11 protein-coding genes are annotated in these 13,787 nt (G+C 49.7%); 10 read left to right on the top strand and 1 reads right to left on the bottom strand.

Features of this window, described 5'->3' with window-relative positions:
* Nucleotides 1–235 precede the first annotated feature (235 nt).
* The 9 genes from ACFVVF_RS09960 (at nucleotide 236) to ACFVVF_RS09920 (ending at nucleotide 11,036) form a co-directional block, all read left to right on the top strand.
* The gene (locus ACFVVF_RS09960) at nucleotides 236–3,364 is read left to right on the top strand and encodes a hybrid sensor histidine kinase/response regulator (protein ID WP_387807833.1); all 3,129 of its coding nucleotides are present in this window, start codon (nucleotides 236–238) and stop codon (nucleotides 3,362–3,364) included.
* 17 nt (nucleotides 3,365–3,381) lie between these two features.
* Entirely contained in the window at nucleotides 3,382–4,521 is a 1,140-nt protein-coding gene (locus tag ACFVVF_RS09955) for a response regulator (RefSeq protein WP_387807830.1), read from the top strand.
* Nucleotides 4,522–4,667: 146 nt separating this feature from the next.
* Nucleotides 4,668–4,841, top strand: coding sequence for a sporulation histidine kinase inhibitor Sda (gene sda / locus ACFVVF_RS09950; RefSeq protein ID WP_387808982.1), 174 nt, complete (start codon nucleotides 4,668–4,670; stop codon nucleotides 4,839–4,841).
* A 173-nt stretch (nucleotides 4,842–5,014) separates the two neighbouring features.
* Nucleotides 5,015–5,437, top strand: a complete 423-nt coding sequence (locus tag ACFVVF_RS09945) for a chemotaxis protein CheW (RefSeq protein WP_387807828.1) — start codon at nucleotides 5,015–5,017, stop codon at nucleotides 5,435–5,437.
* A gap of 11 nt (nucleotides 5,438–5,448) precedes the next feature.
* Nucleotides 5,449–6,048 carry a hypothetical protein gene (locus ACFVVF_RS09940; RefSeq protein WP_387807826.1) on the top strand — a complete coding sequence of 200 codons (600 nt, stop codon included), beginning with the start codon at nucleotides 5,449–5,451 and terminating at the stop codon, nucleotides 6,046–6,048.
* A 23-nt stretch (nucleotides 6,049–6,071) separates the two neighbouring features.
* Nucleotides 6,072–7,664: a methyl-accepting chemotaxis protein gene (locus tag ACFVVF_RS09935; RefSeq protein WP_387807824.1), complete on the top strand. Its 1,593-nt coding sequence runs from the start codon at nucleotides 6,072–6,074 to the stop codon at nucleotides 7,662–7,664.
* Nucleotides 7,665–7,906: 242 nt separating this feature from the next.
* Nucleotides 7,907–8,683, top strand: coding sequence for an NUDIX hydrolase (locus tag ACFVVF_RS09930; protein WP_387807821.1), 777 nt, complete (start codon nucleotides 7,907–7,909; stop codon nucleotides 8,681–8,683).
* A gap of 125 nt (nucleotides 8,684–8,808) precedes the next feature.
* Nucleotides 8,809–10,224, top strand: coding sequence for a nicotinamide phosphoribosyltransferase domain-containing protein (locus ACFVVF_RS09925; RefSeq protein WP_387807818.1), 1,416 nt, complete (start codon nucleotides 8,809–8,811; stop codon nucleotides 10,222–10,224).
* Between the two features lie 32 nt (nucleotides 10,225–10,256).
* Nucleotides 10,257–11,036: an adenylyltransferase/cytidyltransferase family protein gene (locus tag ACFVVF_RS09920; RefSeq protein ID WP_387807816.1), complete on the top strand. Its 780-nt coding sequence runs from the start codon at nucleotides 10,257–10,259 to the stop codon at nucleotides 11,034–11,036.
* A gap of 1,016 nt (nucleotides 11,037–12,052) precedes the next feature.
* Here the strand turns inward: ACFVVF_RS09920 and yfbR are convergent.
* Nucleotides 12,053–12,697 (bottom strand): 5'-deoxynucleotidase, encoded by a 645-nt coding sequence (yfbR, locus tag ACFVVF_RS09915; protein ID WP_387807814.1) that lies wholly within the window; start codon nucleotides 12,695–12,697, stop codon nucleotides 12,053–12,055.
* Between the two features lie 154 nt (nucleotides 12,698–12,851).
* On the opposite strand from yfbR, the gene ACFVVF_RS09910 reads away from it, so the two are divergent.
* The gene (locus tag ACFVVF_RS09910) at nucleotides 12,852–13,784 is read left to right on the top strand and encodes a bile acid:sodium symporter family protein (protein WP_387807812.1); all 933 of its coding nucleotides are present in this window, start codon (nucleotides 12,852–12,854) and stop codon (nucleotides 13,782–13,784) included.
* The last annotated feature ends 3 nt before the right edge of the window (nucleotides 13,785–13,787 follow it).

Here is a 13,787-nt window from a genome sequence, read left to right as displayed (position 1 = left end):
GAATTTTCTAGTTATTATATTATCTATATTTTGTAAAACAAGATGTAATTAGTAATATTTTATACGTATTATGCCTTATTATCACCGGAATTCAACTATCTTTGCCTGTTTGCGGGGGTACAAGCTCGATTGCCAAATAGCCATAATTATATTACATTTACGATTGCTTCCAACCGTTGGCAACTATTATAGTTAGATAAAAATATAGCAAGCTGGGAGAGAGAGAGTCTACCTTATGATGCTGCATCACCTCCGGGCGCAGGATAAAGCATCGCTTAGCGTGATCGTGCTGTTAAGTATCTTCCTCTTTTTTGTCGGCATCGTTAGCGATTCATCGAAGATAAAGGATACCCCTTCGCCGGTCAAAGGTGTTTTGGACTTGAAAAAATGGAACTTGGAGGAGAATGGAAGGGTGTCGCTCTCCGGAGAGTGGACTTTTTATTTCAGTTCGTCCAAGCCCCGTGAGGGCTTATCGAGTCTAACGCCTGCTTGCGGTGAACACCTTTGTGTACCGGAACTTTGGAATCGTTACAGTCTTGAAGATAATCCGTTCCGCTATGTGGCTTACAAGCTTAAGGTGCAAATGGATGCTGTTCCGTCATCCCTGATCGGTATGAGAATTCCTGCGATGCCGGTCCCCTATCAGGTTATGGCGGACGGTCTGACTTTGGTCGATAACGGGGAAGAGTTCGATCATAAAGAGCGGGCTATTGAGGCGTATTCATCGCGAACCGTATATTTTAAGCCCGCCTCCTCACAGTTCGATATTATTATGCAAGTATCTAACGGCTTGTTAGCGGGAGGGAAATCGGGATCTCCTATTGAGCTTGGAGGCAGGGTAGAGATGGCTTCACTGCGGGACAGGGAGTTGGCGGGTGCCATGTTTTTCATGGGAATTGCAATTATGCTGGGCTTATACAGTATAGCCGTATATCTCTATCGGCGGGTTCGGCGGGCGCATTTATACTTCGGCATCATCTGTCTGCTCGTCGCAATCCGGCTCCTTGTCGCTGACCAGCTATTCGTTCAGCAGCTGATTCCGCAGATGACGAATCAGCATATTATGCTGCTGGAGTATTTGACTTATTATGGCGGCATCACTTTTGCAGTTCAGTACATGAGACATTTGTTTCCAAGTGAGTTCCATGCCGTAGCAGTCAAAACCTTGACCGTTATCGGCTTCTGTTTTTCGCTATCTTTGCTCCTGTTTCCTGCAGCAATCTATACAAAGGGTCTTCCATTATTTCAAGGATTTACCTTGATCATTTGCGTATACTTCGTTTATGGTCTTATTCTGGCTGTGTGCCGCCGCAAAGACGGGGCATGTCTGCAATTATACGGAATCATTCTTGTTCTAGCCGGTTTTCTGCATGATTATTTGCTGCAGAAGGTGAACGTGCCTATCGATAGGCAAGTACTAACGATAGTGACACTTATACTTCTGTTAATTCAAGTAGCTGAGCTTGCCAGACATCATTCCGGAGCAGGGCAGATGATGGACCGGAGAGATGAACGGCAGGATTGCTCCGACCGTCAGAAGGATGAGTATCTGATGATGCATGCCTCCCAAGAGCTTCAACTGCCTCTTCAAGGCATTATCAATATTTCGCAGTCCATTCTGGATGGACAATCCAGTCGTCTGACAGAGGAGCAGCTTCATGGCATTCAGCTTATATTGTCCGTGTCCGGCAGACTGTCCAAGCAGGTTAACGATCTGCTTGACTTCGTAAACTTGAAGAAGCAAAGCCTAGATTTGCAAATCATCTCGCTTGACGTTAAAGCCGTTATTGAATCGCATTTGCCTGTGTTCATGCGGCTTGCCGGTCACAAGCCTATTGTATTCAAGGCGGATTTCCCGGAAGCGCTGCCGCGGATTTCTGCAGATGAAGCCCGCTTGCTGCAAATTGTGTACAATCTTGTAACCAATGCCATTAAATTTACCGAGCAAGGCTATGTCATGATTCGAGCCCGCGAGGAAGAAGGCTTTGTCCGGATCATAGTCCGGGATACGGGGATTGAATTCGAGGATAGTGACGGGTCAAATATACATATGGAGCCAAGCTGTCAAGCGGAAAAGCTGGCGGGAGGCGCCGGATTAAGCTACTCGGTGATGAAGCTGCTCGTTGAGCTGCATGGCGGCGAGCTTTCTATCCGCTCGATCGTCGGGGAAGGCTCTGAATGCTCCTTCACAGTTCCGATTAGCGCTGAGCAGGACGAAGATGCCTTCTTGAGCTTAGGCCAGCATGAAGATAACGGCCAATGGCTTGCGGTTGAGCATATGGCTGCTGTTCAGCCTGTGATTGAGAATGGATTGAAGGGCAACGCGCCTGTTATTCTGACAGTCGACGACGATCTGCTCAGTCAGCAGACGGTCAGACAAATATTACAACACGAGCGCTACCGGATCATATTTGCTTTTAATGCCCACGAAGCGCTCCGGTATTTGAATGAATCGAACTTTATCGATCTCGTATTGCTGGACATTACGATACCAGGCATGTCAGCCTATGAGCTTATAAGGCAAATACGTGATAAATACTCGACCAGCGAGCTTCCTATCGTACTCGTGACTGCCAAGAAAGAGCAGGAGGACCTGCTCGCAGGCTCTGCTTCAGGAGCTAATGATTTTTTGATTAAGCCTTACTTTGCCAATGAATTGCGGGCGAGAGTCAAGACGCTCTTGGACTTAAAGCGGTCAAACGATGCGGCAGCCGCATCAGAGACAGCTTTTTTGCAGGCGCAGATCAAGCCCCATTTTTTATACAATACGTTAAATACGATTTTGGCCCTTTCGCTTGATGAACCTCAGCAGGCTCATGATGTATTGACCCGATTAAGCCAATATTTGCAAAGAAGCTTTGCATTCAACGATAAAAGCAGGTATGTAAGCTTAAGTGACGAAATGGAGTTGGTCAAATCCTATTTGTACATAGAGCGGGTCCGGTACGGTGAGCGTCTTAGCATCACTTACCAGATTGACGAGGCATTGAACCTGCCGATTCCTCCGTTCATCATTCAGCCGCTGGTTGAAAATGCGGTCCGCCACGGCGTTATGAAGCGGAAAGAGGGAGGCAATGTGACGATATCGATCCGGGCCATCGGGGAGGAGATCATGATTATGGTCCGAGATGATGGCGTCGGCATTGATCCTTCCCGCATGGCTACATTGCTCGATGAAAATCCCGACGGGCGCCGGGGCTTGGCGCTGGTTAATATTCATCGCCGTTTGCTTCAAGAGTATGGCAGAGGAATTGAATTGAAAAGCGAGCCGGGCGCCGGGACGCAAATTATCATTTGGCTGCCGGAATCGAAGGGAACTGCTGAAGGAGTGGAAATCAAGGGTGAATTAAGAAGGTGGATGTGACGATGTGTAACAACCATATGATCAGAATAGGAGTTGTAGATGACGAACCTCCAGCGTTAAAGCGCATTAGCCGGCTGCTCAGCGAATTTCCGAATGTCGTAATTGAGGGGATGTATACGGACCCTGAGGAGCTTTTGGAACAAACGGTTGCGGGGCGGTTTGATCTTGTGCTTCTGGATATGGAAATGCCGGAATTGCACGGTCTTGAGCTGGCCAAGGAAATCTATCAGCTTTATCCGACCGTTTATATCGCGTTCATAACCGCTTATGAGCAATTTGCGCTGCCTGCCTATGACGTCGAAGCAATCGATTACATTATGAAACCGGTTCTGGAGGAAAATCTGACACGGACGATTCGGCGGTATATGCAGCGGAAAAAGCAGGGCCATGCTGAAGATCAAAGTCCTGACAGGACTGCGGTCTTGCCGGCTTCCTTCCGCAGCTTCGGCTGGTTCACCGTAACGACGGAGCAGCAGGAAATGGTCCGGTTTCGAAATTCCAAATCAAGGGAGCTGCTCGCTTTTCTCCATTCGCATGGCGGCAGTCCCGTCAGTAAAAGCAAAATTATCGAGGCCTTATGGCCGGGCCGCGACAATGAAAAGGCATTGGTAACGCTGCATTCGACAGTATATCAGCTTCGCAAGGACATGGAGTCCTACGGCTTGAAAGAGGTTGTCGCTCAGGAGAAGGGTGAGGGAGGCAGCTACCGTCTTCGTATACCGCCAATGTATGATGAGCTGAGCCATTTCAGACAGTTGGGCGAGAGCTTTTGGAGAGATGGCCGTGTGGAGGATGCCCGGCAAGGCATTAAGCTTTATCAGGAAGGGCTGTGGAAAGAGCATGACTGGGAATGGGCGGCCAAGCTGAAATGGGAGATCGAGACGAGCTACCACGGACTGCTGGAAGGGATAATCAAATTTGAACTGGCGCAAGAGCGGTACCGCGACGCTATCCCCTATCTGATGCTTAAAGCAGGGAGCAATCCTTACCATGAGGAGCTGCAGGGAAGAATCATTGCTTCGTTCCTGCTGGCTGAGGATCACGAGGGAGCTCTGAACCATTTCATTCGAACCTTGCAGTTGTTCAAAAACGATTTAGGGATAGGCCTTATGTTTTCGTTTGATCAGATAGCAAGAGATCCTAAGGCCTATTTATAACGGTGTTTTTAGCAGTCTGACGTATAAGTCAGACTGCTTTTTTATGTTTTTTCAGTTATCTTTCAGTCCCCGTTTGTATAATGAAATTTAAGTGTTGTCGATTGTTGGCGAAATTGAATGAATCTATAGGAGACGATATGCAGGTGATGAAATTTCAGCCGAATCAGAGCAATTGGAGCGGCATGTCGGATGAGAATTTAGTTTCTTGTTACAACGAGGCGTTGGCGGCAAACTGTGATGCGGATTTTATTGAGATCCTTCTCTGCGTCATGCGGGACCGGGGGTTGAAGATCGATAATCCGCCGGAAGAAGTAAAGTAAACCTATTGTCTTGGATATAGACGATAATTCGCTCATACGCCGTTCTATCAGGCGTTTGTCTAGCACTCATAAATAGCAAGTCATCATGAACGGAACCGGGAATAGAGAAGGCAAACCGAACGAAAGTTAGTCGAGCTGCGACACGCAGGCATCTAGAATGAGGAGGAGATTTAGTGTCAGCCCCTATGCGGTATGTGCAATTCGGGATTGGAGGAGAGAGCTACGCTATTCCGATCCAGGAAGTGAGCGAAATTATTCGGGTTCAGGAGGTAACAGCAATTCCGGCCGGCCGCGATGACATGATCGGTGTTATTGAGCTAAGGGAAAGGGTTGTTCCGGTCATCAGCTTGCGAAAGTCGTTTGGCTTGCCGGACGTGCCGCCGATGAAGCAAGCGAGAATTGTTGTAGTTCGCAGAGGTATGGAGCATATAGGCATCATCGTAGATTGCGTGTACAAAATTGCAAATGTCAGCGGCATAACGGCATCGCCGGAACGTTTTGGAAGAAGGAACGGACATTACTTAAACGGAATGTGCCTGACCGATATGGGGATGGTTGCTTTACTGGATGTGGACAGACTGCTGCTGCATGGTTAGGAGGCGCTCAGGTGATTAGTCAAAACGAGATGAAAGAGAAGCACAAGAGCCGTGAGAGCCAGACGGCCATTGTAAGCGGCGAAAGCCTGAAGCGGCATGTGAAGCTGCTGGGCGAAATGATGATGGATCAAGCGAGATTGCATCAGGCAGCCAGAATGGTGAAGAGCAGGAAAAATCATCTCGAAGCGACAGGACATGCCGAGGGAATCGATTATTTGTCTGAGGTGGCAGCTGACTTTCAGCAGCAAGCAAGAAAGCTCAGAATGATGACGCATGACCAGCTGATGCACAGCTATCCGAAGATCGTCGATGATTTATCCCGGGCTTTTGGCGGAGCGGGTATGGAGTCTCGTATGGAAGAGGAGGAGCAGCCGGCCTTGGATCGCTCTCTCATCGAAGATATCGGAGCCTCAATTAACCAATTGATCCGTATGGGAGCCAATTTCAACAGGGAAACGCAATCGTTTCAGTACATTGGAGCGAGTTCTGAAGCTGGGGCAGCTTCGAAAAGATATGACGGCATCGTTGCGGTACCGTCCCCTTTATCGATAGATAAACGCACATATTTGACATACGAGCCGAGACTGCATGGCAAACAACATGCGGAGTAAGGGGCAACGGGAGGAATAAGAAGGTGAGCTGGTTTATCAACCGTCGGATTGGTACAAAACTGCTAGTCGTCTTTACACTGTTTGGGATTATATTGACAGCGATCGGGGGATTTGGACTCTTTAACTTGTATCGCCTGAATGACAGCCAGATGAATATGTACACCAACAATCTCATCGCTGTAGATGAAGCCCATAAAGCCCAGAGCGACTACGCCCATCTAAGAATTTATATCCGGAATATGTATATGTCGACGGATGAAGCGGAGCGGGAGCAGGTGCTGCAGGAAATTCATATGACTAAAGCGGAGCTGCTAAAAGATATCGAGAGCTACAGATCAGTCAATCTGAGCAAAGAGGCGTTAGAGGCGATTGCTCCATTCGAGGATGCCTGGTCTACCTACTCGACCTTGTTCGATACGGCTGTCAATTACAATCTTGCAGGCGACAATGAACGGATGAAGAAACTTATTGACGGCGATCTGAAGGCTAAGGGCGAAGTGCTGCGGGAAATTTTACAGGAAAATGTGGAAATCAACGTAGCTGCTGCAGAGGATTCGTATAAAAAAGGACAAGCGCTCTTCTCCTCCGCATTCGTTATTACGGTTACCGTCATCGTACTGGGCATCGCAATCTGCGTTGCGCTAGGCATCATCATTACGAGACTGATTGCGAAGCCGCTATCCCGAATCGTTACTCTGGCTAACAAAGTAGCGGAGGGAGATCTGCGGGAGAAGGCCGAGCTTCAGTCCACAGATGAAGTGGGTATACTGGCGAAGGCGTTCAATGGGATGATCGAGCGGTTGAACGAGACGGTGGGGAGCATTATTAACTCCTCCCATAACGTCGCTTCGGCTGCTGAGCAAATATCGGCAAGTACGGAGGAAATGGCGGGAAGCAATACGAATCAGGCACACGCCGCACAAACGATTCATGCCTTATTCGGCGAGCTGACCAATGCGATTCAAGCGGTCGCCCGCAGCACGGAAAGCGCCTCTGAACTTTCGGATTCCGCGATTAGCGTTGCTAGGGAAGGCAGGCTGATTATCAATTCGTCGGTCAAAAGCATGAGCGGTGTTCGCGAGCAAATGTCGCAGCTGGAGCAGGATTCGCATCAGATCGGCGATATTATTGAGGTCATTGAGGAGATAGCCGATCAGACTAACCTGCTTGCGCTTAATGCAGCCATTGAAGCGGCACGGGCTGGAGAGCAAGGACGAGGCTTCACTGTTGTAGCCGACGAAGTCCGCAAGCTGGCGGAGCGCAGCGGAACGGCAACGAAGCAAATTACAGCCATTATTAAAGGCATGCAGGAAAATACGAAGCGAAGCGTTACTGCCGTCGAGGAAAGCGCTAATTTGTCCAATCAAACCGGTGATGCGTTTGAACAAATCGTTCAGATGGTTAATGAAACGGGACAGCGTATTACGGAAATTGCCGCAGCCAGTGAAGAGCAGGCGGCACAAGCTGAGAATGTGCTGCTGACCGTTGAAGAAATTTCGGCGGCGACGGAAGAAGCGGCTGCGGGCAGCCAAGAGACAGCGGCTACCGCACAATCGCTGGCGCAGCTGGCCGATGATCTGCAGCATTCGGTATCGGCGTTCAAAACGGCAAGCTAATGAATTGTATCTTTATAGAAGAACAACGGGTCTGCTATGAGCAGGTTCGTTGTTTTTCTGTTTGCAAGGATTAATAGAAGTACTGGCTGATGCGAGGATAAGGATAAGGATAAGGATAAGGATAAGGATAAGGATAAGGATAAGGATAAGGATAAGGATAAGCTAAAAAGAATTTATATAGTCATATTGACAATAATAAAAGACTGGCATATACTGTTGATATCAGGAGGTGACCGCAACCCATGGAGAACGCTAATATGAAATACCGGACGCCGGACGGACTGCCGGTTGATATTGCGATCTTTACGATATTATCATCTGCGAAAGCGGGCAGCTACCGTATGGTGGCGCAGCGCGAGCTGCATGTACTGCTTGTGAAGCGGAGCCGCGAATCGGCTGCTTATCCGGGCTATTGGGCGCTGCCGGGCGGATTTTCCGGAGAGGAAGAGACCTTGCAGGAAGCCGCATATCGGGAGCTGAAGGAAGAGACGAATGTCGATCAGAACGTATTGATCGAGCAGGTGAAGACAGTCTATTACCCCGGCCGCGATCCGCGGGGCTGGATGCCATCCGTCGTCTACTGTGCGCTGGTGCAAGAGAGTCATTTGATGAATCTGGCCGCTGACACGGATGCCGATGAGGTCAAGCTTTTTCCAATCGGAGAGGCGCTGGAGCTGGAGCTCGCCTTCGATCATCATGAGCTGCTGAACGATACATTGGAGCATATTAGAAGGAAGATGATGACAACGACGATCGCTTCTGAATTTTTGCCGGAAGCTTTTACGATTCGTGAGCTTTATCAAGTGATTCAAGCGGTTGTGCCTGCTTTCGAAGAGGACATCGCCAACTTCAAACGGAACCTGTTAGCTACGAAAACAAGAAAAGGGCTGATCAGCGAGTCTCTGGATGCCAATGGCGCACCGCGAACGAGCGACCGCAATTCGAATCGTCCTGCACAGCTGTACCGGTTTAGCGGTTATGAACCGAACATTTCAATATATAATTCCAGTTTTTTCTAAAGTATAATAGATGAACAGTCTTTTCGCACCGCGCTTGTCTCTTGAAGTGCGCGCGGTTGGGAGGGACATTTTTTACCGGAATCTATATAGTCAATTTGACAATAAAAACGAACCTGGAGGAATGAATGATGTTGAACGCAATTCGCAATAATCCTTTACTGTTAACGGACAGCTATAATCTGTCGCATTACCGCTTGAAATGCAACATGGATTGGGAAATCAGCCATATGTATAACCGAAAGGACGGCATGGTGCTGTACGGTCTTCGCGAAACGGTGACAGAGCTGTTGTCGATTCAGATTACGGAAGAGCATATTGCTGAGGCGGAGCAATGTGCGGCAAGACAAGGGCTTATTTTTCCTTCGGAGCTGTTTCACCGCGTTGTTCAGGAATACGGCGGTTTTGCGCCGATTGCGGTCGAATCGCTGCCGGAAGGGACATGGTGCCCGGCAGGTACGCCATTTGCCCAAATTAGGAATACAGTGGAAGGGTTCGGCGAGCTTGTAACCTGGTGGGAAGGCGTATTCATGCATGCTTATTTTCCAAGTGCTTGTGCAACCGAAGCGTTCCGCATGCGGCAATATTTGGAGGAGAAGCGGGAAGAGCAAGGAGAAGGCGAAGGGTTTATGTGGAGACTTCACAGCTTTGGCTTCCGCGGCCACCGGAGCTTGGAGGACGCATACTGGGCGGGAACGGCATGGAATCTGTCGCTCCAGGGTACGGATGATTTCCATACTACGGCTCATACGCCAGGGGCAGTTATCGGCAGCATCGCGGCATTGGCTCACAAAGTGACACAGCAGTTTGATGATGAGCTGGAATGCTTCCGACATGCGATTGATGCAACGGCGGATGCCGGGGAGAAAATCGTTGCCCTTGTTATTGATACGTATGATGCTAACCGCGTTATTCGTGAATATTTGCCGCAACTTGCGCGGCAGGCAAGAGAAAGAGGCGTCCGCATCGTACTGCGTCCGGACAGCGGCGATGTGCTGCAGCAGGCTGTTGAGATCTATAAGCTTGCAGAAGCGGAAGGATTGCTGGAGGAGACGACGGTTATTATTGGCGAGGGAATGGGCTTCCGTCAGGTTAAGGCATATGATGCAGAATTGGAGCGCCAAGGTGTACCGCTCGCATTCGTATCGTATGGAGTTGGAGGCGGATTTTATCATAATCTGAATCGGGATACGTTAGGCTGGGCAATGAAAACCGCATTCAGCAACGGCAAGGCAAGAATGAAGTTTTCGATGGAACGGATGAAGCGCAGCATTCCGGGCGAAGTGAAGGTTACACGCCAAGCGGGTCGATTGATCGCGATGACTGCTGGTGAGGCTGGGGATAAAGGTCTGTACGAAACGATATATCGTCATGATGGCGGCGACGTCGCTCCTCAATTGCTGGCTGCGGGACCGGAACATTGGAATGAGGTTCGTGACCGGGTGCGTACTGAACTAACAACAGAGCATCAAGCTCAGACTGCAATCGATTTGTCGGTTGGCATACAGGCGCTAGTGCAGCAATTGGCCGAACAATATTTATAACGTAATGAATAGTGAATCGGGGGCGGATGGGGATGGAAAAGGGTCAAGGACTTGGGCAAGAGCAAAGACAAGGACAAGAGCGGGGACAAGAGCAGGGACAAGAGCAGGGACAAGAGCAGGGACAAGAGCAGGGACAAGAGCAGGGACAAGGACAGAAACAGGGGAAATCGAAAAGGCCGAGGCCAGGGCCAGGGACAGTTCAAGGACAGAAACAAGAACAATGGGAAGAGCGAGTGCAATTGCAAGACAAGGCTTTTCGTTTCGGCTTCGTGTTGGGCAGATTCCAGCATGTTCATGTCGGGCATGAACTTATGATCGATACAGCGCTTCAGGTATGCGGCAAAGTGCTTGTGCTGGTGGGGTCGGCTCAGTTGGAGGGCACGCTGCGCAATCCTTATTCTGCGGAAGTAAGGATGGAATTGCTGCATCGATTGTACGGTGATCGGATTGAACTCGCCATGCTGCCCGATTACAGTCATGAAAATGACCATAGCCATGCCTGGGGCAGCTATTTATTGAAGGCAGTCCGTGGCTGTGGGCGGGAGCGGGGGTTTGCTGAGCTAGATCTGATGATCTATGGCAGCGACGAGGAACGGGTAGCTTGGTTTGCCAAAGAGGAGCTGAATGGAGTCGCACAGCTGGCGCTGCCCCGAGACAGGCAGCCGATCAGTGCGACTCGGCTTAGAGAGTCGCTAGTCCGTGACGATCGAGTGTTATGGAAGCAGCATGTAAATGAAGCGCTGCATTGTGAATACGATAGGCTCCGGGCACTGCTGCTGCAAATCCCGGAATATCAGGTGCAGGTTAAGTAAGAAAGAAGATGGGAAGATCCGTGGGAAAGGGAGAACCTTTCTACGAAGAGTGGAAATGATGGACATCGCTCTAGTGTAACTAGTATCGCCAGTTGATGTTGAGTAACTATGAAGGAAAAGTAACAAATATCGCTGAGTGTTGATAGCAGCTCCAAAGTGTGCTCCAGTACTAGTCGCTAGACTAACTATGATTTAGAAGTAACAAGAAGCGCCGACTGTTGATATCAGCTCCAAAGTGTGCTCCAGTACTGGTCGCTAGACTAACTATAATTTAGAAGTAACAAGAAGCGCCGACTGTTGATATCAGCTCCATAGTATGTTGCCGGCACCCGAAATTAGAGTAACATTGAAGTAAAAGTAACAAGACGTGTCGAGTGCTGATAGTAGCGCCAGAGTGGGCCTATACGTCCGTAGTTAGAGTAACTGTGGATAAAGTAACAAGAATTGTCGGCTGCTGATAGCAGCGCTAGAGTGCGCCCTAGTTGTCCGTGGTTAGAGTAGCTATGAAGTTTAATATTAGTTGAGGTTAAGAGTTGACTGCTGCTTGAGTGGATCTGAAGTGACTTTTGCTGCTGCCTGCTGCGATTGAAGATGGATTAGCGAAGCGGGTTCGCTATATAATGAAGCAAATTTCGCTGTGGACAGTCATTGACAGGGGACAATTAGTAAATAGCGAACCTTTTTTCGCTCTTCGTGAACTTACGTTCTCGAAAAGCGAAAAAAGGTTCGCTGTAGGTTGGAGGGCTCTAGCATTGGCTGATATAGCGAACTTGGCTTCGTAATATTGCGAAGCTGCTTCGCTAACAGGCCTTGAAAGCCGTTTCTCTACAGACATGGAGCCTCTTCTGCAATGGAAATAGTTCTATTGGGCCCCAGAAGGACGGGGCGCCTGGCCTTCCAGTGGCCCATGCCCCAGGGCGAAGCGGTTGGGCTAAAGTCGCCCATGTATCCCCGGCGCGAAGCCACTGGGCTAAAGCCGCCCATGCATCCCCGGCGTGAAGCATCGCGCCGCCGGGCTATAACGGCTCGGACAGTTCGTCGAGCGTTTTGCCGAGGCTGGGCGCGAGATGGAGCAGGAACCATTGCACCTCGGGCATGCCGAGGCGCTCCAGTGCAAGCTCCGTCTGCCCTTTCGCGACGAGAAATTCGCGGTTGCCCGCCGACAGCTCGCTCAAGCATTTCAGGTAGGCGTCGAGCAAATCCGCCGCCTTCACTAATGCATAGAGCTTCTGCTCCGCAGCAGAAAGCTTCTCGTCTTCCGGCTTTATCAACAACGGCGAGTAAGCGGCTTGAAGCGGCTGCGGCACCATGCTGAGCAGCCGCTCGGCGGCCATCGCCTCAATCTCACGGAAGCTCGATAGCATCTTCGGGTTGTGATGCTTCACCGGTGTCGGAATATCGCCGGTAAACACCTCCGTCGCATCATGGAACAGCGCGATCGTCACCGCCCGGTCGGCGTTATAGGCGGCATGAAATACGTTGTTCCCAATCTCGCAAAGCATATGGGCGAGCAGTGCCACATGAAACGTATGCTCCGCAACGTTTTCTTTCGTCGTATTGCGCATGAGACTCCAGCGCTCGATATACTTTAACCGGTACATATAGGCGAAAAAAGGGCTGTTAAGCTCTCCAGCTTCCTGATTATGATTCATTTCATCCATTCGCTTAGCTCCTTCCGTACGGTTGTTTCAGTTCCAAGCACATTCGCACTATGCTATTATAAGGCTAAAGAAGCGCTGCAACCAGATCATAGAAAAAGAGGGATGGCTTACGCGTCAGTTCGGCTTAGAGTTTAACCGTTATTTCGAGAAATGGATGTTTCTCATTATCCCGGGATCGCTTATCCTGGGTTTTATTTTTGCCAATGTGCTTCAGCCGATGGTTGGCGCGGTACCCTATTTATTCGCTTATGTTACGCTCGCGATGGCGATCGGCTGCGGTCTCGGACAACTTAGGGACGTACTGAAAAAGCCAGGCATTATCGTATGGACATTTCTGCTGGCACATCTTGTTTCCCCTATATTGGCCTACGGCATCGGAACAGCATTGTTTGGCGCCGATTCGCCCTATGTTGTAGGGCTCGTCCTGTTCACCATTATTCCGCTAGGCGTCTCAACCGTGTTATGGGTCGGAATGTCCGGCGGCAGCGTGCCGCTGGTACTTGCAATGGTCGTGCTGGACTCGGCGTTAAGTCCGCTTGTCGTGCCTGCCGGCCTGCATTTGTTCTTCAACGCATCCGTCGATATTAAGCTGACGCCGCTGATCGTTGATTTGCTTATTATTATCGTGCTGCCGACAGTTGTCGGCGTGTTTCTTCATCAGATTACGGGCGGACGTATTCAAGAGCAGGTCAAGCCGTTCGCCGCTCCGGTCTCGAAGCTCTGTTTTGTCGCTGTCGTCGGGCTTAATGCTTCTGCCATTGCCCCCTACGTAGGACAGCTCAAACAGGACATGCTAAAGCTGGTGCCGCTCGTTATCCTTCTTGTTGCATTATGTTACGCTGCAGGTTTCCTCGGTACGCTGAAATCCCGGGACAGAAGTCTTCAAGTGACCGTATCGTATGCAACCGGCATGCGCAATATTTCACTTGGCATCGTACTCGCCCTTGGCTATTTCAGTCCGCTGACAGCAGTGCCTGTCGTACTTTCCATACTCGTGCAGCAGCCGCTGGCAACGGTTCACCATTACATTTTACAAAAACTTAACAATCGAAAAGCAGACAGATCACCTGCCTCCCATGTACGATAGTAC

The sequence above is a fragment of the Paenibacillus sp. NPDC058174 genome, from assembly GCF_042883865.1.
Lineage (GTDB): Bacteria > Bacillota > Bacilli > Paenibacillales > Paenibacillaceae > Pristimantibacillus.
Note: the sequence above shows the minus strand (reverse complement) of the source record. Positions and strands in the feature narration are given on the sequence as shown.

Excerpts from the sequence above, each read along its gene's own strand:
- yfbR (WP_387807814.1), bottom strand. The coding sequence starts at position 12,697 with ATGGATGAAATGAATCATAATCAGGAAGCTGGAGAGCTTAACAGCCCT.
- ACFVVF_RS09925 (WP_387807818.1), top strand. The coding sequence starts at position 8,809 with ATGATGTTGAACGCAATTCGCAATAATCCTTTACTGTTAACGGACAGC.
- ACFVVF_RS09920 (WP_387807816.1), top strand. The coding sequence starts at position 10,257 with ATGGAAAAGGGTCAAGGACTTGGGCAAGAGCAAAGACAAGGACAAGAG.
- ACFVVF_RS09960 (WP_387807833.1), top strand. The coding sequence starts at position 236 with ATGATGCTGCATCACCTCCGGGCGCAGGATAAAGCATCGCTTAGCGTG.
- sda (WP_387808982.1), top strand. The coding sequence starts at position 4,668 with ATGAAATTTCAGCCGAATCAGAGCAATTGGAGCGGCATGTCGGATGAG.
- ACFVVF_RS09930 (WP_387807821.1), top strand. The coding sequence starts at position 7,907 with ATGGAGAACGCTAATATGAAATACCGGACGCCGGACGGACTGCCGGTT.
- ACFVVF_RS09910 (WP_387807812.1), top strand. The coding sequence starts at position 12,852 with ATGTTTCTCATTATCCCGGGATCGCTTATCCTGGGTTTTATTTTTGCC.
- ACFVVF_RS09955 (WP_387807830.1), top strand. The coding sequence starts at position 3,382 with ATGATCAGAATAGGAGTTGTAGATGACGAACCTCCAGCGTTAAAGCGC.